At 72.5% G+C, this 18,124-nt stretch carries 19 protein-coding genes; 6 read left to right on the forward strand and 13 right to left on the reverse strand.

Annotated elements, in window-relative coordinates; genetic code table 11:
- Positions 1-27: 27 nt before the first annotated feature.
- The 5 genes from ACF1FZ_RS14610 to ACF1FZ_RS14630 are packed head-to-tail and all read right to left on the reverse strand — an operon-like array spanning position 28 to position 4,852.
- Positions 28-1,281, reverse strand: coding sequence for an ABC transporter substrate-binding protein (locus ACF1FZ_RS14610; RefSeq protein ID WP_391773731.1), 1,254 nt, complete (start codon positions 1,279-1,281; stop codon positions 28-30).
- Positions 1,278-2,402: a branched-chain amino acid ABC transporter permease gene (locus tag ACF1FZ_RS14615; protein WP_391773732.1), complete on the reverse strand. Its 1,125-nt coding sequence runs from the start codon at positions 2,400-2,402 to the stop codon at positions 1,278-1,280. The genes ACF1FZ_RS14610 and ACF1FZ_RS14615 overlap by 4 nt, the downstream gene beginning before the upstream one ends.
- Complete coding sequence (locus tag ACF1FZ_RS14620; RefSeq protein WP_391773733.1) at positions 2,395-3,285, reverse strand: branched-chain amino acid ABC transporter permease; 891 nt, start codon at positions 3,283-3,285, stop codon at positions 2,395-2,397. Before ACF1FZ_RS14620 ends, ACF1FZ_RS14615 begins: the two co-directional genes overlap by 8 nt.
- The gene (locus tag ACF1FZ_RS14625; RefSeq protein WP_391773734.1) at positions 3,282-4,058 is read right to left on the reverse strand and encodes an ABC transporter ATP-binding protein; all 777 of its coding nucleotides are present in this window, start codon (positions 4,056-4,058) and stop codon (positions 3,282-3,284) included. The genes ACF1FZ_RS14620 and ACF1FZ_RS14625 overlap by 4 nt, the downstream gene beginning before the upstream one ends.
- Positions 4,055-4,852 (reverse strand): ABC transporter ATP-binding protein, encoded by a 798-nt coding sequence (locus tag ACF1FZ_RS14630; RefSeq protein ID WP_391773735.1) that lies wholly within the window; start codon positions 4,850-4,852, stop codon positions 4,055-4,057. Before ACF1FZ_RS14630 ends, ACF1FZ_RS14625 begins: the two co-directional genes overlap by 4 nt.
- A gap of 183 nt (positions 4,853-5,035) precedes the next feature.
- Here ACF1FZ_RS14630 and ACF1FZ_RS14635 point away from each other — a divergent pair, with 183 nt between their 5' ends.
- A complete protein-coding gene (locus ACF1FZ_RS14635; RefSeq protein ID WP_391773736.1) occupies positions 5,036-5,791 on the forward strand; it encodes a PucR family transcriptional regulator in 756 nt (251 codons plus the stop codon).
- Between the two features lie 53 nt (positions 5,792-5,844).
- Here ACF1FZ_RS14635 and ACF1FZ_RS14640 read toward each other — a convergent pair whose 3' ends face one another.
- Positions 5,845-6,960 (reverse strand): glycerate kinase, encoded by a 1,116-nt coding sequence (locus ACF1FZ_RS14640; RefSeq protein WP_391773737.1) that lies wholly within the window; start codon positions 6,958-6,960, stop codon positions 5,845-5,847.
- Positions 6,961-7,091: 131 nt separating this feature from the next.
- On the opposite strand from ACF1FZ_RS14640, the gene ACF1FZ_RS14645 reads away from it, so the two are divergent.
- Positions 7,092-7,589 carry an NUDIX domain-containing protein gene (locus ACF1FZ_RS14645; protein WP_391773738.1) on the forward strand — a complete coding sequence of 166 codons (498 nt, stop codon included), beginning with the start codon at positions 7,092-7,094 and terminating at the stop codon, positions 7,587-7,589.
- A 4-nt stretch (positions 7,590-7,593) separates the two neighbouring features.
- On the opposite strand, the gene ACF1FZ_RS14650 is transcribed toward ACF1FZ_RS14645, so the two are convergent.
- Positions 7,594-7,794, reverse strand: coding sequence for a type II toxin-antitoxin system VapB family antitoxin (locus tag ACF1FZ_RS14650; RefSeq protein WP_391773739.1), 201 nt, complete (start codon positions 7,792-7,794; stop codon positions 7,594-7,596).
- Between the two features lie 70 nt (positions 7,795-7,864).
- On the opposite strand from ACF1FZ_RS14650, the gene ACF1FZ_RS14655 reads away from it, so the two are divergent.
- A complete protein-coding gene (locus ACF1FZ_RS14655; protein WP_391773740.1) occupies positions 7,865-8,632 on the forward strand; it encodes an NAD-dependent deacetylase in 768 nt (255 codons plus the stop codon).
- On the opposite strand, the gene ACF1FZ_RS14660 is transcribed toward ACF1FZ_RS14655, so the two are convergent.
- Entirely contained in the window at positions 8,611-9,456 is an 846-nt protein-coding gene (locus tag ACF1FZ_RS14660) for a family 16 glycosylhydrolase (RefSeq protein WP_391773741.1), read from the reverse strand. The two genes, ACF1FZ_RS14655 and ACF1FZ_RS14660, sit on opposite strands and share 22 nt — an antisense overlap.
- A gap of 56 nt (positions 9,457-9,512) precedes the next feature.
- Positions 9,513-9,923 carry a (2Fe-2S) ferredoxin domain-containing protein gene (locus tag ACF1FZ_RS14665; RefSeq protein ID WP_391773742.1) on the reverse strand — a complete coding sequence of 137 codons (411 nt, stop codon included), beginning with the start codon at positions 9,921-9,923 and terminating at the stop codon, positions 9,513-9,515.
- Positions 9,924-10,240: 317 nt separating this feature from the next.
- Between ACF1FZ_RS14665 and ACF1FZ_RS14670 the strand changes: the two genes are divergently transcribed.
- Positions 10,241-10,825 (forward strand): TMEM165/GDT1 family protein, encoded by a 585-nt coding sequence (locus ACF1FZ_RS14670; protein WP_391773743.1) that lies wholly within the window; start codon positions 10,241-10,243, stop codon positions 10,823-10,825.
- Between the two features lie 63 nt (positions 10,826-10,888).
- On the opposite strand, the gene ACF1FZ_RS14675 is transcribed toward ACF1FZ_RS14670, so the two are convergent.
- Both ACF1FZ_RS14675 and ACF1FZ_RS14680 read right to left on the reverse strand, forming a co-directional pair.
- Positions 10,889-11,389 carry a methylated-DNA--[protein]-cysteine S-methyltransferase gene (locus tag ACF1FZ_RS14675; protein WP_391773781.1) on the reverse strand — a complete coding sequence of 167 codons (501 nt, stop codon included), beginning with the start codon at positions 11,387-11,389 and terminating at the stop codon, positions 10,889-10,891.
- A gap of 35 nt (positions 11,390-11,424) precedes the next feature.
- Positions 11,425-12,897, reverse strand: coding sequence for an AlkA N-terminal domain-containing protein (locus ACF1FZ_RS14680; protein ID WP_391773744.1), 1,473 nt, complete (start codon positions 12,895-12,897; stop codon positions 11,425-11,427).
- Between the two features lie 437 nt (positions 12,898-13,334).
- On the opposite strand from ACF1FZ_RS14680, the gene ACF1FZ_RS14685 reads away from it, so the two are divergent.
- A complete protein-coding gene (locus ACF1FZ_RS14685) occupies positions 13,335-14,567 on the forward strand; it encodes a right-handed parallel beta-helix repeat-containing protein (RefSeq protein ID WP_391773745.1) in 1,233 nt (410 codons plus the stop codon).
- 320 nt (positions 14,568-14,887) lie between these two features.
- Here ACF1FZ_RS14685 and ACF1FZ_RS14690 read toward each other — a convergent pair whose 3' ends face one another.
- Entirely contained in the window at positions 14,888-16,303 is a 1,416-nt protein-coding gene (locus ACF1FZ_RS14690) for a phytoene desaturase family protein (RefSeq protein ID WP_391773746.1), read from the reverse strand.
- An 86-nt stretch (positions 16,304-16,389) separates the two neighbouring features.
- Here ACF1FZ_RS14690 and ACF1FZ_RS14695 point away from each other — a divergent pair, with 86 nt between their 5' ends.
- The gene (locus ACF1FZ_RS14695) at positions 16,390-17,211 is read left to right on the forward strand and encodes a nucleotidyltransferase domain-containing protein (protein ID WP_391773747.1); all 822 of its coding nucleotides are present in this window, start codon (positions 16,390-16,392) and stop codon (positions 17,209-17,211) included.
- On the opposite strand, the gene ACF1FZ_RS14700 is transcribed toward ACF1FZ_RS14695, so the two are convergent.
- Positions 17,206-18,123 carry an inositol monophosphatase family protein gene (locus ACF1FZ_RS14700; RefSeq protein ID WP_391773748.1) on the reverse strand — a complete coding sequence of 306 codons (918 nt, stop codon included), beginning with the start codon at positions 18,121-18,123 and terminating at the stop codon, positions 17,206-17,208. The genes ACF1FZ_RS14695 and ACF1FZ_RS14700 overlap by 6 nt on opposite strands.
- Position 18,124: the final 1 nt, after the last annotated feature.

Consider the following 18,124-nt stretch of genomic DNA (forward strand, 5'->3'; position numbering starts at 1 on the left):
CGGGCCCGTCCCACGGGGTGCCAGGTGTCAGGGTTCGAGCGTGAAGGACTCGGCTGCGGGGGCCACCTCGGCCGGGCGGACCACCTTCAGGCCGCCGGGGGTCCTGGCGTCCGGCTTCATGACGACGGTCTCCCGGGTGGAGGGCGCCGACGGGTCGGTGAAGTCGTGCGAGATCCCGAAGTCGGCGCCGAAGTCCTTGATGGTGAGCAGGGCCTTGCCGACACCTTCACGGGTGAGGTCCTTCGACTCGCAGGCCTTCTTCAGCGCCTCGCCGAAGACGGTGGCCGCATTATACCCGGCGATGACGCCGTTGTCGAGGCCGTCCTTCGGGTACTGGGCCGCGTAGGCCTTGGAGAGCTTCGCCGGTCCGGCGGCCGAGTCGCCGATGGGCAGGGTGGAGGAGCCGATGTAGTAGTCCTTCTGCAGGGCGGCACCCGCCTGGGTGGCCAGGAGCTGCGGCGCGTACGCCGAGTTGTTGCCGACCACCGGGACGGCGAAGCCCGTGGCCGCGGCGACGCCGACCAGGGAGGCCGCCTGGCGCGGACCCGCGCTGACGATGACCGCCTTCACGCCGGCCTGCTTGAGCGCGGAGACCTGGGCGGTCATGTCGTTGTCGGTCGGCTTGATCTTCTGCTCGACGACGGTGAGGCCCGCTTCCCGGGCCGCGTGCTTCGAGCCGGCCAGGGCGTTCTCGCCGTAGTCGCCCTCGAAGTACACATGGCCGATCTTGTCGCCCTCGGCGATGCGCTTCTCGTCGAGGAGGAAGTCGACGAGGTTGATCGTCTCGACGTCGTACGTGGCTCCGATGACACGCACGTACGTGGAGCCGACCAGGTTCGCCGACCAGGCCTGGGGCAGGACGATTCCCTTGTCCTGGCCGTCGATGCGCGACTCGACGGCGGAGACGAACGGAGAGCCGATGAACTGGGTGAAGCCCAGCACGTCCGGTTCGAGCTCGGTGTAGGCACCGATCGCCTTCTGCGGGTCGTATCCGTGGTCACGGACGGTCAGCTCGACCTGCCGGTCGCAGATGCCGCCGGCCTTGTTGGTCTCCTCCACCCAGAGCTGCTGGGCCTGGGTGACACTCTTGCCCAGGGAGGCGTAGACCCCGGTCATGTCGGTCAGGGCCCCGAGGGTGATCTTCGAGTCGGTGACCCCCTCCCCGGTCTTCACGCCGTTCTTGTCCGCGGCGCCGTCGCCGGACGACTTCGCCTTCTCGCTGCATCCCACGAGCGTGAGGCTGAGAGCCGCGACGACGGCTCCGACAACACGTAGCTTCATTTCTTCTTCTCCCCTGGAGTCTTCAGACGCGCAATGCCGCCGGGCAGGAACAGGACGACCGCGACGACCGCGGCGCCGTACAGATAGCGGGACGCCTCGCCCGGTGCGATTCCGCCCGTACCGGGGGCGGACACCAGGGGGAGGGAGTCGCTGTAGTGGGTGAGCACCTGCGGGAGCAGCGACACGAAGGCGGCGCCGACGACGGCTCCCGCGACGCTGCCCAGCCCGCCGATGACGATCATGGCGAGGTATTCGAGGGACAGGATCATGCCGAAGTACTCGGGCACGGTCCGCTGGAAGACCAGGGCGAGCAGGACGCCCGCGAGACCCGCGTACATCGAGGACAGGACGAAGACACCGGCCCTGTACCTGGCCACGGGCACCCCCATCACACCGGCGGCGATCCGGTGGTCGCGGATGGCGTTGAGCGCCCGGCCGGGCCTGCCCCGCAGCACCCCGCGGGCGAAGAGTCCGCCGGCCAGCAGAGCTGCCAGCCCCAGGTACCAGAGCTTCTCGGACGACTGGAAGGGCACTGCGGCCACGACCACTTCGGTGTCGTCGAAGGTGAACCCGAAGAGGGAGAGGGGCGGCACCGGGCGGCCGTTGAAGCCGCCGGTGAGTGAGCCCGCGTTGAACAGGACGTGCTGGCCGATGAAGATCAGCGCGAGGGTGGCGATACCGAGGTAGGCGCCGCTCAGCCGCCCCGCGATGGGGCTGAAGAGCCCGCCCGCGGCGCCCGCCAGGAGCACGGCCAGGACGGCCGCGAGCCAGGTGGGCAGGCCGAGACCGGTGAGGGCGTGCCCGTTCTCCGTGCTGCTCTCACCGCCCAGGATGCAGTAGCCGTACGCGCCCACGGCCAGGAAGAAGGCGTGGCCCATGGAGAGCTGGCCGGTGGAACCGGTGAGCAGGTTGAGCCCGATCGCCCCGATCGCGGCGGCCATCGCGAAGAGTCCGGCCTGGAGCCAGAAACGGTCCAGGTAGAACGGGAAGAGGAGGAGCAGGACCGAGCCGGCGAGCCAGAGGTACGGGGCGGGGCGGCGCAGCCGGCCGGTGAACGGCGCCCCGGTGGCCGGACCCCCGGCAGGGGCCGGCGCGGTGGCGTCCTTGGTGGCTTCAGACACGGGACAGCTCCTTCGTACCGAAGAGCCCCGCCGGCCGGATGAGCAGGACGACCACCATCACCAGGTAGGGCGCGAGATCGCCGATGCCGCGTCCGAGGAAGGAGAGGTCGCTCTGGTAGCCCGTGGCGAGTGACTCGGTGACGCCGACGACGAGCCCTCCGACGAGTGCCCCGGTCGTCGAGTCGAGGCCGCCGAGGATCGCGGCGGGGAACGCCTTGAGCGCGGCGAGTGAGGTGGCCCGTTCCAGGCCGGGGGTCGGGAACACGGTGAGGAAGAGAGCGGCGACGGCGGCGAGTGCTCCGGCGACCGCCCAGGCGGAGAGGGAGACCCGGCCGAGCCGGATGCCCATCAGCGCGGCGGTCTGCGGGTTCTCGGCCGCGGCGCGCATGGAGACGCCCCACGAGGTGAAGCGGAAGGCGAGCAGGAACACCGTGATGAGCAGCCCCGCGACGAGGAAGGCGGCGATGCGGGTCTCGGCCAGGGTGACGCCCCCCACGGTGACGACGTCGTCGCCCCACGGGTCACCCGGCGACATGACGTCCGTGCCCATGCGCCGGACGAGTTCGGTGGTGAGGAGGATGTCGACGCCGATGGTGACGATGGCCAGGACGCTCTGGTCGCTCCCGCGGTAGCGGCGCATCACGAAGAACTCGACGGCCGAGCCGACGACCGCCGCGCCCGCGATGCCGACGCCGAGCGCCGGCCAGAAGCCGATGTCGTCGTGGAGCACGGCGGTGACGTAGCCGCCCGCCAGGAGCAGCGAGGCGTGGGCGAAGTTGACGACCTCGGTGGCTTTGAAGATGACGACGAAGCCCAGGGCGATCAGCGCGTAGACCGAGCCGATCGACAGGCCGCCGAGGAGGAGTTCGATGAAGGTGGTCATTCCTGTGCCCCCAGGTAGGCCTGCACGACGGCCGGGTCGTTCTGCACCTCGGCGGGCGTGCCACCCGCGATCCTGCGTCCGAAGTCGAGTACGGTCACGGCGTCCGCGAGCCGCATCACCACCCCCATGTCGTGTTCGACCATGACGATCGAGATGCCGAGGCTGTCGCGCACACCGGCGACGACGGCCGCGGTGCGTCGGCGCTCCTCGGCGGTCATGCCCGCGATGGGCTCGTCCAGGAGGAGGACCTTCGGCTCCATGCACAGGGCTCGGCCGAGCTCGACGAGCTTCTGCTTCCCGTACGGGAGGGCACCGGCAGGGAAGCCGAGTTCCTTGTCCAGGCCGATGAACGCGGCTATCTCACGCACCCGTTCGAGATGCCGGCGGGCTTCGCGGGTCGCGGAGGGCAGCCTCAGGCCCGAGGCCACGAAGCCGGCGCGGGTGAGCCGGTGCCGGCCGAGCAGGAGGCTTTCGGCGACGGTGGCGTGCGGCGGCAGGGCCAGGTTCTGGAAGGTACGGGCCACGCCTAGGCCGGCGATCCTGTGCGGGGCCAGACCGGTGAGTTCGGTGTCCCCCAGGTGCACGCTGCCCGAGGTGGCGCGGTAGACGCCGGAGAGCACGTTGAAGGTGGTGGACTTGCCCGCGCCGTTGGGGCCGATGACGGCGTGCACGCTGCCCGGCTCGACGGTGAAGGACACCGCGTCCAGGGCGGTGAGCCCGGCGAAGCGTACGGTCACGTCGCGCACGGCGAGGGGGGCCGGGGTGGTCGTCACGCGGACCACCTGCTCAGGGTGCGGGTGACGCCTTCCGCCCGGGCCGCGTCCTCGGCTGCCGTCTCGTCGACGACACCGAGATAGCGGCGGCGTACCTCGTCGGACGCGGCGAGCTGGTCGGCCGGGCCGTGGAGGGCGACCTCGCCGACGTCCAGGACGTACGCCGTGGAGGCGAGGCGCAGCGCGATGGCCGCGTTCTGCTCGACGAGCATGACGGAGGTGCCGCCCTCGTTGATCTCCTGGATCGTCTCGGCGATCTTCGCCGCCATGAGCGGGGCGAGGCCGAGGGACGGCTCGTCCAGCAGCAGCAGCCGGGGGGCGGCCATCAGGGCCCGGCCCATCGCCAGCATCTGCTGCTCGCCGCCGGACAGCAGACCGGCCCGCTGGTGGGCGCGCCGGCCGAGCACCGGGAACAGTTCGTGCACGCGCCGGAGGGCGGCGGCAGTCGCTTTGCGCCCGCCGCGTGCCCCGAGAGCACCCGCCCGCAGATTGTCCGCCACCGTCATCCGGGCGAACACCTGCCGCCCCTCCGGCACCTGGATCACTCCCGCCGCCACCACCTGGGCGGGGCGGAGCCCGTCCAGGGGGCGGCCGTCGAAGCGGATGGTGCCCGTGCCCGCCCCGCGGTGGAAGCCGAGGGTCCGCGACACGGCCCGCAGCAGCGTGGTCTTGCCGGCGCCGTTGCCACCGAGTACAGCGGTGATCGCGCCGGCCGGCACGTCGACGGAGACGTCGCGCAGTGCCCGTACCGGGCCGTAGCCCACGGACAGTTCGCGGATCTCGAGCGTTGCCATGCGTCCTCCTCCTTCCGACTGGTCGTCGTGGTGCCACAGACCAGCAGCGGGCGAGGCGCGCGTCCACGGTCCCGGGCGCAACCGCTGCGGGTGACCAGTCTTCGAACGGCCCGGTTGTGCGGCTGCACAGAGCGAGGTGATGCGCCGTGGTCCCCGGCGCGGCCGGTGGCATCGTCACCAGCCATGAGCGGCTCGGCTGCGGGACGGAGCGAAGAGATGCGGCGGCGCGGTGACGAGCGGGACGGGGCGCTGCTCGACGCCTTGCTGGAGGGCCGGGACGACCCGGGCCTCACGGTGCGCGCGGCGTGCGGTCTTGACCTGCCGGAGCAGGGCCGTTACGCGGTGGCGGTGCTGCGGGCGGGCGGGGACGGGCCCCCGGGCGCGGTGATGGAGGCGGAAGGTCTGCGGTTCTTCCGGCGGGGACGGACGGACCGGGAGATCGTCGTCGTCGCCCTGGGTGACCGGGACACGGCGGTGCTCGCCCCGCTCCTGGAGCGGTCGTGCCCGGGCCCCGGCGGAATCGGGCCGGTCGCCGACGGCCTGGCCGGACTGGGGGCCGCCTGCCGGCTGGCCGAGCTGGCGCTGCTGACGTGTCCGCCGGGCACGACGGGAATCGTCCGTCTGGAGGACCGGCTGCCGGCGGCGCTGCTGGTGAGCCAGCCCGAGCTGTCGGCGCGGCTGGTCTCGGATGTCCTGGGCCCGCTGCTCGCCCTGGCCCCGGCGGACCGGGCGCTGCTGGTGCGGACGCTCGATGCGTGGCTGGAGTGCGGGGGATCTGCCGGACGGGCGGCGGGGCGCCTGTACTGCCACCGCAACACCGTGCTCAACCGGCTGCGGCGACTGGAGCGGCTGACCTCGCGGTCGCTGTCACGGCCGCGCGAGCTGATCGAGATGACGCTGGCGCTGGACGCGTTCAGACTGACGGCACCGCAGCCGTGAGGGGAGCCCGGCGGGCGGAGATGCCCGGCGGGCGGCCCTCTCACGGCGGTGTGTCAGGACAGGAAGTCGCGGGCGATCGCCTCGGCCGCGCGTTCCAGCAGGGGTCCGGCCTGGGCCATGCAGGCGGCCGGGTCCGGCTCCAGGTCCGTCAGGGCGTACGCCCGGCGGATGCCCGCCCTGCTCAGCGCCTCCGGCGGAAGGGTGAGGCGTCCGCATACGGCGACGGCCTCCACGCCCGCGGCGCGCGCCGCGGCGGCGACGCCCGCCGGGGCCTTGCCGTGCAGGGTCTGCTCGTCGAGAGACCCCTCACCGGTGATGACGAGCGTGGCCCTGGCCAGTGCGGGGGCGAAGCCCAGGACGTCGAGCATGACCTCGATGCCGGGCCGGAAGCGGGCGCCCAGGGCGACCAGCGCGCCGTAGCCGATTCCTCCGGCGGCGCCCGCTCCGGGCAGTTCGGCGGTCTCGGGCCCCAGCACGGACGCGTAGTGGACGAGCGCCGCGTCGAGGACCGCGATGTCGTCCTCGTCGGCGCCCTTCTGCCGGCCGTAGACCTCGGGGGCGCCCTTCGGCCCGGTCAGCGGATTGTCCACGTCGCTGGCCAGGATCAGGTCGATATCCGCGAGACGGGGGTCGAGCCCGGACAGGTCGGCCTCGGCCAGGCCGGCGAGTGCGCCGCCGCCGGGGCCGACGGGTGCGCCGTCGCCGTCCAGGAAGCGCGCTCCCAGCGCGGCGAGCATGCCCGCGCCGCCGTCGGTCGTGGCGCTGCCGCCGACGCCGAACACGATCGTCCGTGCGCCCGCGTCGAGCGCGGCCGCCAGCAGTTCACCGGAGCCGTAGGTGGTCGCCGTGAGCGGGGCGAACTCCCCGGCGGGCAGATGCTGGAGACCCGAGGCCTCCGCCATCTCCACCACGGCGGTCGTGTCGCGCACCGCGTACGCGGCCGTGACCGGGGTTCCCAGCGGCCCGGTCACGCGCGCCTCACGGCGCTCGAATCCGGCGGCCACCGCCGCCGCGACCGTACCGTCGCCGCCGTCCGCCACCGGCAGGGTCTCGACCCGCAGACCGGGTACGACGCGCCGTAGCCCGGCCGTCACACGCTCCGCGACCTGTACGGCCGTCAGGGAGCCCTTGAACTTGTCCGCCGCCACGAGCACGCGGGGGGTCTCCATCACTGCTCCGTCCGTCACCTTGTATCCCTTTGCTTTCGAACAGGCAGTCGCGCCGCCCCGACCATATCCGGACCACCCCTGATCTGCCCATGGCTGTCCGAAACCGCGTGGACGGCCTCTACGCTGCCTCCGTGACCACCTCTGACGACTATGCCGCCTACATCGCAGGACTCCCCCGTGTGCTGGCCGGGGCAGCCACCCTCTTCAGGGACGAGCGGGGACGGGTCCTGCTCGTCGAGCCGAACTACCGGGAAGGCTGGGCGCTGCCCGGCGGCACCATCGAGTCGGGCGACGGCGAGACGCCCCGGCAGGGCGCGCGCCGCGAGACGGCGGAGGAGATCGGTCTCGACCTCACGCCCGGCCGGCTGCTCGCGGTCGACTGGGTGCGGGGCGTGGCCCGTCCGCCGATCGTCGCCTACGTCTACGACGGCGGTGTGCTGGCCCGGGAGCAGTTCGACGCGATCCGCATCCAGGAAGCCGAGCTCCTCTCCTGGCGGCTGGTGGACCGCGCCGACCTCGCCGGCTACCTGCCCGACCGTCTCGGACGGCGTGTCGGGGCGGCACTGGCAGTGCTGGACTCCGGTGCGGGTGCGGCCGAGCTGGAGGACGGCGAACCGGTCACGGGATGAGCGGTCAGCCCTGGGGTTCCTGCGGCCTGGCGTCGCCTTCCCTCAGCGCGTCGTCCTGCGCGGCGGCCCGCGCCTCGGTGCGGTGGCCGCGGGCGATGTAGTCGCGCACGACGAGCTCGACGGCGTCCTGTGGACTGCCGACGCCCGCGAGCACCATGACTTCCACGACGAGTTCCGCGTCCAGAACGACATTCACCTTGGCCATGGACCGGACCCTATGGGGTGCCCGCGGAAATGTCATCGCGGCGGGGCGGGGGCGTCCGTAGGCTCGGGCCATGACTCTCGTCGCGATCCTCAGCGGCGCCGGCATCTCCACGGACTCCGGCATCCCCGACTACCGCGGGCCCCAGGGGCTCTGGAGGAAGGACCCGGAGGCGGAGAAGCTCGTCACGTACGACTTCTACATGGCCGATCCGGAGATCCGCCGCCGCTCCTGGCAGATGCGCCGCACCGGCGCGGCGTGGAACGCCGAGCCGAACGCCGCGCACCGGGCGGTGGCCTCGCTCGAGCGGTCCGGCACCCCGGTCCGGGTGATCACGCAGAACGTCGACGGGCTGCACCAGCTCGCGGGGCTGCCGGCCCGCAAGGTCGTCGAACTCCACGGCACGGCACGCGAGGTGGTCTGCACCCGGTGCCACGCCCGGTCGGCGACGGCGGACGTCCTGGCCCGGGTCGAGGCCGGTGAAGCGGACCCGCCGTGCACGGTCTGCGGCGGGATCCTGAAGCCGGCGACGGTGATGTTCGGCGAGCGCCTTGACCCTCAGGTGCTGGCCGAGGCGATGGCGATCGCCGAGGCGAGCCAGGTGTTCATCGCCGTGGGCACGACGCTCCAGGTGCAGCCCGCGGCCTCGCTCGCGGGGATCGCCGTGGAGCACGGGGCCCGGCTCGTCGTGGTGAACGCCGAGCCGACGCCGTACGACGAACTGGCGGAGGAGACCGTCCGCGAGCCCATCGGGACGGCCCTGCCGGCGCTGCTGGAGCGGCTGACCGCGGAGCCTGCCCGAAGGATTTCCCGCGGCCTTCACGCGCGGCCCCGGCCGTAGAAACGCACGTGGTCGACCGTCATCGTCGCGGGGGACGGCGTCGAGGCGTCGGGAGGGCCGGGCCAGTCACCCCCGACGGCGACGTTGAGCAACAGGTGCATGTCCTGCTCGAAGACCCAGTCGTCCGGTTCGGGCAGCATCGAAGGAGTCAGCGTGAAGTAGGGCTTTCCGTCGACGGACCAGGTGATGCGTCGCGGTTGCTTGTCGACGGCGTAGGTGTGGAACGCCTGTGACGCGTCGGCCGCGAGGGTGGTGGAGCCGTCGATCCCGTCCTCGTTGAAGTAGGTCGGCCCGTGCACGGTCCCGTACACCGTTCGCGGTTCCCCGCCGACGACCTCACAGATGTCGATCTCACCCTGTCCGGGCCACTCGGCCCCGTTGTCGCCCAGCATCCAGATCGCCGGCAGCAGTCCCGTGCCGGTGGGCATCTTCGCGCGGATCTCCACACGTCCGTGGGTGAGCGCGACCTTCCCCCCGGTGTTCAGGCGGGCCGACGTCCAGGGGCAGAACTCCTGTGTCCAGCATGGCAGTTCGGACCCTGCGGAGGCCGGCCGCGCCGAGATCACGAGATGGCCCTCGCCGTCGAGGGCGGAGTTGGCCACATCGTCGGTGTAGTACTGCAGCTCGTTGTTCCCCCACCCCTCAAAGTCCCGGTTCCCGGTTTCGGTGGTCCAGTACCGTTCCGACGGGCGGGTGGCCGCCGCTCCGTCGAACTCGGCCTGCCAGAAGGGCTCTTCTCCTGCCGGCGGGGTGCCCGTGCGCACCGGGGCGGGTCCCCCGCACCCGCTCAGCAGTCCTCCCAGCAGTGCGCCCAGTGCCAGCACGGACGTCAGACGGGTACGCCGGCGCTCCGCGCCGCCCCTGCCACGCCTCCGGGCTTTCAGGACTCCTCACCGTCCAGTCCGGCGCGGATCCGGCGGGAGGGGCTGAACGCGTACAGGTCCAGGATCTCCGGCGCGTCCGCGAGACCGGGCCCGCCCTCCGCCGCCCAGGCGGCGATGTCGGCGACGGCGTGCGGGTCGTTGACCAGTCCGAGCCAGACGGGGCGCCCGCCCGCGCGGCGGCCCTCGGCCGAAGGCTGTACGACGATGACGTTGCCGTGCTCGCAGGCGTCCAGGCACTCCACCGCACGCACGGTCGCGGCCCCGTCGAGGGACTGCCGCAGTTGCGCGAGCTGACCGGCGTGGTCCACGCCCGGAATCTTGGGGGTTCCGCAGCAGCAGCCCCGGCAGACGCTCACCGTGGGACGGGGCTGTCCGGATCCGGCGCCCTTGCGCGGTCGGCGGCTCATGCGGGGGTACTCCCGGGGGCGGCTTCGATGATCACCGTAGGACTGTACCGAGCCGCTCCCCCGCAGTCCGGGTGGGGTATCGTTGACGGCTGCGAAGGGGAGTAGCCCCGCAAACCGGTCGTCGACACACTGGAACCTCCGGGTTCCCGGTGGCCGGGCTCGTAGATCCTTACGGGTGGGCGAGACCTTCGGTCAGGTATGACGCGCCCGCGGCCTGCGGGTGCTGCGGTCATGCCGGGCCGAGTGGTCCTCCGAAGCAGCCCGAGCGGCACTTCGCGAAAGGCCCGGGGCCCGGCTCACACAGAAAGCCACCCGGAATGCATCTCGACCCCCTGGCGATCGTCACCGCCTTCGGGCTGATCTTCCTCGCGGAGCTCCCCGACAAGACGATGTTCGCCTCGCTGGCCATGGGCACCCGCATGCGCCCGCTCTACGTCTGGTTCGGTACGTCGTCCGCGTTCATCGTGCACGTCGCCATCGCCGTCGGTGCGGGCGGGCTGATCGGCCTCCTGCCCGACTGGACCGTCAAGCTGGTCTCGGCCGCCCTCTTCGCCTTCGGCGCGTTCATGCTGCTGCGCGGTGGTGGCGGTGACGACGACGAGGGCGAGGAGATCAAGACCGTGACCGGCTTCTGGCCGGTCTACTCGACCGCCTTCATGGCGGTGTTCATCAGCGAGTGGGGTGATCTGACCCAGATCACCACCGCGAACCTGGCCGCGAGCAACGGCGCCTGGCCGACGGCCGTCGGGGCGGCCGCGGCCCTCATGTCGGTCTCCGCGCTGGCACTGCTGGCAGGGCGCTTCATCGCCAAGCGGGTCCCGCTGAAGACGGTGCAGCGCATCGGCGGTCTGTGCATGCTCGCTCTGGCGGTCTGGTCGGTCGTGGAGATCTTCACGGGCTGAGGCGACCGGGCGGGGCCGGAGGCCGGGGGTGCCGGGGTGCCCGGCACCGGCCGGACACCCCGCTCAGAAGAGGGCCGGCACCTCGCTGCCCGCACCCCGTTCGAAGGCGAGCAGCCTCTGCTTGCGGTCCAGTCCGCCGCCGTACCCCGTCAGGCTCCCCGAGGCTCCGATGACTCGGTGGCAGGGAACGATGATCCCGACCGGGTTCCTGCCGTTGGCGAGTCCCACCGCACGGGAGGCGCCGGGCTTGCCGAGGCGCTCGGCCAGTTCGCCGTAGGAGCGCGTCTCGCCGTACGGGATCCGTACGAGTTCCGCCCAGACACCACGCTGGAACGGGGTGCCGTGCAGACACAGCGGGAGGTCGAACTCGGTCAGCTCGCCCGCGAAGTAGGCGTCCAGCTGGCGGGAGGCTTCACCGAAGGGCCGCGGGTCGGGTACGCCGAAGGTCTCCTCCGGAGGGCGGTGCCGCTGCCCGGCCATGTACAGGCCGGACAGCACCCCGTCGGTCGCGACCAGGGTGAGCGCCCCGTACGGGCTGTCGATGACCGTGTGCTGCCTGGTCATCGGGGATGTGATGGTCATCGTTGGTCCTCACGCCCTCAGGCGGGCAGATGGTTGACGGGGTGGTCGTCGACGGTCCACAGGTACTGCACGGCGTACGCACGCCAGGGGCGCCACCGCGCGGCGCGTGCGGTGAGGGCCGCGGGGGTCGCCGGGAGGCCGAGCTGACCGGCCGCCCTGCGGATCCCGAGGTCGGTGGGGAGGAAGGCGTCCGGGTCCCCCAGGGCGCGCATGGCGATGACCTCGACGGTCCACGGGCCGAAGCCGGGCAGCGCGGCCAGTTCCGCGCGGGCCTCCTCCCAGTCGGTTCCCTCCCCCAGGTGCAGGGACCCGTCGGCCAGGGCGGCCACGAGGGTGGTGAGGGTGGCGCGGCGGCTACGGGGCAGGGCGAGCGCCTCGGGGTCGAGGCCGGCCAGGGCGCCGGGGGCCGGGAAGAGATGGGTCAGGCCGCCTTCGGGGTCGTCGACGGGTACTCCGTGGGCGCGGACCAGCCTGGCCGCATGGGTGCGGGCGGCGGCGGTGGAGACCTGCTGGCCGAGCACCGCGCGGACGGCGAACTCCTCCGCGTCGACCGTACGCGGCACCCGGCGGCCTGGAGCCGCGTCGACCAGGGGAGCGAGCAGCGGGTCCGAGCGCAGCAGGCCGTCCACGGCGACCGGATCGGCGTCCAGATCGAGGAGTCTGCGGCAGCGGCTGACGGCCTGGGTCAGGTCGCGGAGGTCGGTGAGGGAGAGCCGGCAGTCGATGTGGCCGGGTCCGGGGGACAACGCCACGATGCCGTGCCCGTGCGGGAGGGTGAGCGTGCGGCGGTAGGCGCCGTCGCGCCATTCCTCGACGCCGGGCACGGCTGTCGCGGCGAGGTGCCCGAAGAGATTGCTCGGGTTGAGCGGGGACCGGTAGGGCAGCCGCAGGGCGATGGCACCCGGGGTCCCGGACCCTCCGCTTCCGCGTTCCGCACGGGTGCGCAGTTCGCCGGGGGTGAGCGCGAAGACCTCGCGCACGGTGTCGTTGAAGGTGCGGATCGAGGAGAATCCCGCCGCGAAGGCGATCTCGGCCATGGGGAGTCCGGTCGTCTCGATGAGCACACGGGCGGTCCGGGCGCGCTGGGACCGGGCCAGTGCGAGCGGTCCCGCGCCGAGTTCGGCCAGGAGCCGGCGCTCGACCTGCCGGGCGGAACAGCCGAGCCGGGCCGCCAGTCCCGGTACCCCTTCCCGGTCGACGATGCCGTCCTGGATGAGGCGCATGGCGCGGGCGACGGAGTCGGCGCGGTTGTTCCACTCGGGCGAGCCGGGGCTGGTGTCGGGCCGGCACCGCTTGCAGGCCCGGAATCCGGCCTGCTGACACGCGGCGGCGCTGGGGTAGAAGGTCATGTTGCGGGCTTTCGGTGCCACGACCGGGCAGCTGGGGCGGCAGTAGATCCGGGTGGTCAGGACAGCGGTGAAGAACCAGCCGTCGAAACGGGCGTCCTTCGACTGCACGGCTCGCACGCAGCGCTCGATGTCGGTGTGCATGGTCCAAGCATCGGGCACGGAGGGGCCGGATGGCTGGCGGAAATCCGACATCGACCTTGTGTGGATGTCCGGCACGGTACTGCGGCTCCGGGCAGATACCCGGGCGTACTGAGAAGGCGCATCCAGCTCGTTTGTTCAGATCAATGAACTCTAATCACGTACAGATGTATTGACGCGAGCACGACACGTACTTACGGTCGGAGAAAGCGCTTGCCCATCGTTTCGGCACGGTGCCGACCGCGCCATCCGTTCAGCCACTCGGACGGGTCGTGACGCCGCGCCCCGGCCGCGACAGGAAGGGCCACACCCATGCACCCGCCCGGCCCCCTCGTTCCGGGCACCTCCGGACCGGGCCGGGCCTCCTTGCCCAGGAGTTGCCGGATCACCCCTCCGGAACCCGTCGGCCGGTCGAGACCACCCCTACCTGGAGACGATCGATGCAGAAGAAGAAGTCCGTCATCGCGCGTGTCAGCCTGCTGGCCGGTTCGCTCGTCGCACTGTCCGGCACCATGGCTCAGGCCGCCTCCGCCCCCGGCGACGCGTCCTTCGGCACCGGTGCGGTCAGCGCCCCGGCCACGGTGACCGCCGACGCCCTGTACGTGGCACCGGACGGCAGCGACGAGGCGGCCGGCACGGAGTCGGACCCGACCACCCTTTCCTCCGCGATCAGCCGCGTCTCCTCCGGCGGGACGATCTACCTGCGTGGCGGAACGTACGAGCACTCCGAGACGGTCACCATCCCGCCGGGCAACGACGGCACCTCCGGCGCCCGCACCACACTCGCCGCCTATCCGGGGGAGTCCCCGGTCCTGAACTTCGCGGCCATGAGCGAGGATCCGGCGAACCGAGGGCTCGCGGTGAACGGCACGTACTGGCACATCGACGGCATCGTCGTCGAACACGCCGGCGACAACGGGATCTTCGTCGGCGGCAGCAACAACGTCATCGAACACGTCGTGACCCGCTTCAACCACGACTCGGGCCTGCAGATCTCGCGGATCGCCTCCGACACCCCCGACGACGAGTGGCCGGCGAACAACCTCGTCCTGAGCTCGGAGTCGCACGACAACGCCGACTCCGACGGTGAGGACGCCGACGGCTTCGCCTCGAAGCTCACCTCCGGCCCCGGGAACGTGTCCCGCCACACCGTGGCGCACAACAACATCGACGACGGCTGGGACCTCTACACCAAGTCGGAGACGGGCCCCATCGGTCCGGTGACCATCGAGGACTCCCTCTCCTACGAGAACGGCACCCTCTCCGACGGGACCGTGAACTCCGACGGCGACCGCAACGGTTACAAACTCGGTGGCGACGGCATCGAGGTCGATCACCTCGTCCGGCGCAACATCGCCTACGACAACGGCAAACACGGCTTCACCTACAACAGCAACCCCGGCTCGATGACGGTGTCGGACAACGTCAGCATCGACAACGCCGAGCGCAACTTCTCCTTCGACAAGGGCACTTCGGTGTACCGCGGCAACGTCTCGTGCCGCAGTGACGACGGGTCGAACGACAAGACCGTGGGCGACGCCGACAGCTCCAACCAGTTCTGGAAGGGCTCGAACGGTCCGGCCTGCTCCGCCTACTCCGGCGCGATGGACTGGTCCTTCGCCCAGGACGGCTCCCTCGTCGTGACCTTCGGCGGCAGCGAAGTGACCCGTTAGCCGCGGACACACCCGCCGCCGGCGGCCGGTCCCTCCGCCTGACCAGGACCGGCCGGCGCCGGCCGTCGGCAGCCGTCGGTGGCTTTCGCAGGGGGTCCGGCCCCCTTGACGCGACGGCGTCCTCCGCGAAGCTCACGCCCGCGGCTCTCTCCGGGCCGGGGCCCACTCCGCCCCGAGGAGAACCCCCTCCGGATCCTCGTGCCCCTGGTCGCGGAGGACCCCGGCACAGGCGGCACCGCCTGGCTCCTCGGTGCCCCACCACCGGTCCGGCCCGTGCCGGCGCCGTCTTCGTCGACGCCGGTCTCGTGATGCCGCGTCCCTCACGCGGCCCTCAGGCGCCGCCACACCGCCTTCGCCGCGTGGTGCCCCGACATGCCGTGCACTCCGGGGCCGGGCGGGGTGGCCGAGGAGCAGAGGAAGACCGCGGGGTGCGCGGTGGCGTACGGCACGCGGGCGAGCTTGGGCCGGAGCACGGTCTGGAGCCCGGCGAACGCCCCGGTGGCGATGTCGCCGTCGACGTAATTGGCGTTGCGTACGGCGAGCCGGGGAGGTCCGGCGACCGCACGGGCCAGGACCAGGTCGCGGAAGCCGGGGGCGAAGCGCTCCAGCTGCCGCTCGATGACCTCGGTGGCGTCCCCCTCCCAGCCGGCCGGGACATGCCCGTACACCCAGAAGACATGGCGGCCTTCGGGGGCACGGGTCGGATCGACGAGGCTGGGCTGCGCGGTGATCAGGAAGGGGACGCTCGGGGCGCGGCCCGCCACGGCGGCGCGCAGAGCCGCATCGATCTCGGCGGCGGAGGGGCCGATGTGGACCGTGCCGGCGGCGCGGGCCTGTTCCGCCGTCCAGGGCACGGGGCCCGACAGCGCGTAATCGATCTTGAAGCAGGAGGGCCCGTAGCGGTAGTGGTCGTAGGCGCCGCCCAGCCCGGCGATCCGGGCGAGCGCGGTCGGCGAGGTGTCGAAGACGTACGCGCGGGCGGGCGGGAGTTCGTCCAGGCGTTTGACTTCGACGCCCGTGCGGATGGTGCCGCCCTGCTCACGCAGGAAGGAGGCGAGCGCGTCGGAGATCGCCTGCGAGCCGCCGCGCGGAACCGGCCAGCCGCCCTCGTGCGCCGCCAGGGCGAAGAGCAGGGCGATCCCGCCGGTCGCGAGTCCACCGGCGGGTGCGATGGCATGCCCGGCGAGGCCCGCGATCAGACCGCGCGCCTTCTCCCCCCGGAAACGCCGGGAGAGCAGCGTGGCCGGCTGGACCGCCTCCAGTCCGAAGCGCGCCCAGCGGTACGGGTCACGGGGCAGTCCGTCCCACGGGGTGCGCAGGAAGTCCCCGGCGAGGGTGTCCCAGTGCCCCGTGAAGGGCGCGACCAGCCTGCGATAGGCACCCGCGTCCTCCGCGCCCAGCGACATGGCGGTCTCCCCGACGGACTTGGTGAGCACCGCGGCGGAGCCGTCCGGGAAGGGGTGGGCGAGCGACAGGGGCGCGTGGAGCCATTCGAGACCGTGCCGGGCGAGCGGCATCGCCTTGAAGGCCGGGGACCCGATGCCCAGCGGGTGCACGGCGGAACACGGGTCGTGCCGGAAGCCGGGAAGGGTCAGCTCCTCGGTGCGGGCGCCACCGCCGACGGTCTCACCCGCCTCGAACACCTGCACGGCGAGGCCGCGGCGGGCCAGCTCGACCGCGGCCGTCAGCCCGTTCGGGCCCGCCCCCACGACAACGGCATCCAGCATCGACGGCACCTTCGGACTCCTTTGTCAGCCGATGGCCAGGGCACTCAGGATATTCGGGCGCACCCGCGGCCGGTCGCCGGGTAGCCTCCCGCTCGATGAACGACGCATGCGTACCCTGCCCCGCCGTCGCCGCGATGGCGTCCCGGCTCGCCCGGCTGCCCGGTATCCGGGCGGTCGTCCTGGGCGGGAGCCGGGCCCGTGGCGCCCATCGCCCCGACTCCGACTGGGACCTGGGCCTCTACTACCGGGGCGCCCCGGACCTGGCCGCCCTCACCGCGGTGGCGTCCGAGGTCCAGGGGGCGCCGGCCGACGTGGCGGGGCCCGGCGGGTGGGGTCCCTGGGTGAACGGCGGGGCGTGGCTGACGGTGGACGGCGCCGCCGTCGACTGGATCCTGCGCGATCTGGACCGGGTGGAGGCGGTGTGGTCGGACTGCCGGGCGGGTCGCTTCGAGGTCGGTGTCCAGCCTGGCCATCCGCTGGGCTTCTGGTCCCCCTGCTACGTGGGCGAGGTCGTCCTCGGCCAGGTGCTCGAGGACCCGGGCGGTGAGCTGGCGCGCCTTCGGTCGTCGATGCGGGCCTACCCCGAACCGCTGCGCCGCGCGCTGACCGATGCGGCCTGGGAGGCGGACTTCTCCGTGACCGCCGCCCGTAAGTCGGCCCCGGCCGGCGACACACTCCATGTCGCCCTCTGCCTGTCGAAGGCGTTCGGGATCCTCGCCCAGGCCCTGCACGCCCACCACCGCGTCTGGTGCCTCAACGAGAAGGGCGCGCTCGCTTCCGCCGCCGCTCTGCCGGGCACCCCGGCGGACTTCACGGACCGGGTGTCCGAGGCGCTGCGGGGTCTGGACGCGGCCGCGGTGGAGACGGCGGCCGGCGTCGTCCGGGACGTGAGGGCGGTGCTGCAGGGCGAGTCATGAGCCACCGGCGGGGTCCGGGCCCTGCCGGCATGGCCCGGGTCCACCGGCGTGGCCCGGTCCCTGATTCCGCGGGCCGGCCCGCAGGGCCTGGAGGACCCGCTCCGCCGTCGCTCCGTCCCGGGCCGCGGTGAACGGCAGGTCGTTTCCGCCGGTGATGCGGTAGGGCGCCCCGGAGAGCGTCGACTGGGCGCCGCCCGCCTCCATGACCAGGAGCAGGCCCGCCGCGTGGTCCCAGGCGAACTCCCAGTTGAAGGCGACCGCGTCCTGCGCGCCGCAGGCGACGGCCAGGTACTCCAGGCCCGCCGACCCGCACGCGCGGGCGTCGATGCCGTCCGTGCGCAGGCCGAGCAGGGCGCGCTTCTGGGCGTCGGAAGTGTAGTCGGGGTGGGACATGGCCACCTTGAGCACGGCGCCCGGCGCGGGCGAACCGCTGTGCAGGGCCGTGCCGTTGAGCGTGGCACCCCGGCCCCGCACGGCGACGGCCATCTCGTCGAGCACGGGGGCGTACGTCCACGAGGCGTACACCTCTCCGTGCCGGGCGAGGGCCACCAGGGTGCAGAAGCCGGGTTCCCCGTGCACGAACTGGCGCGTGCCGTCGACCGGGTCGACGATCCACACGGGCGCATCACCGGCGAGAGCGTCGAGGACCGCGGGGTCGGCGTGGACGGCCTCCTCACCGACGACGGCCGAGCCGGGCAGCAGCCGGGTCAGGGACGCGGTGAGATGCTCCTCGGCGAGGCGGTCCGCGGCGGTGACCAGGTCGTGCGGGCCGCTCTTCTCGACGATCTCGTGCGCGGCCAGCTGCCGGTAACGCGGCATGATCTCGGCGGCGGCCGCCGCCCGGACCGCCGCCTCCACCTCGGCCGCCGGCCCGGCGTGCCCGGCGGTCCCGTACAGAAAGTCATCGATCATG

The organism is Streptomyces sp. NPDC014623 (assembly GCF_043088245.1).
In the GTDB taxonomy this organism is placed as follows: Bacteria; Actinomycetota; Actinomycetes; order Streptomycetales; family Streptomycetaceae; genus Streptomyces.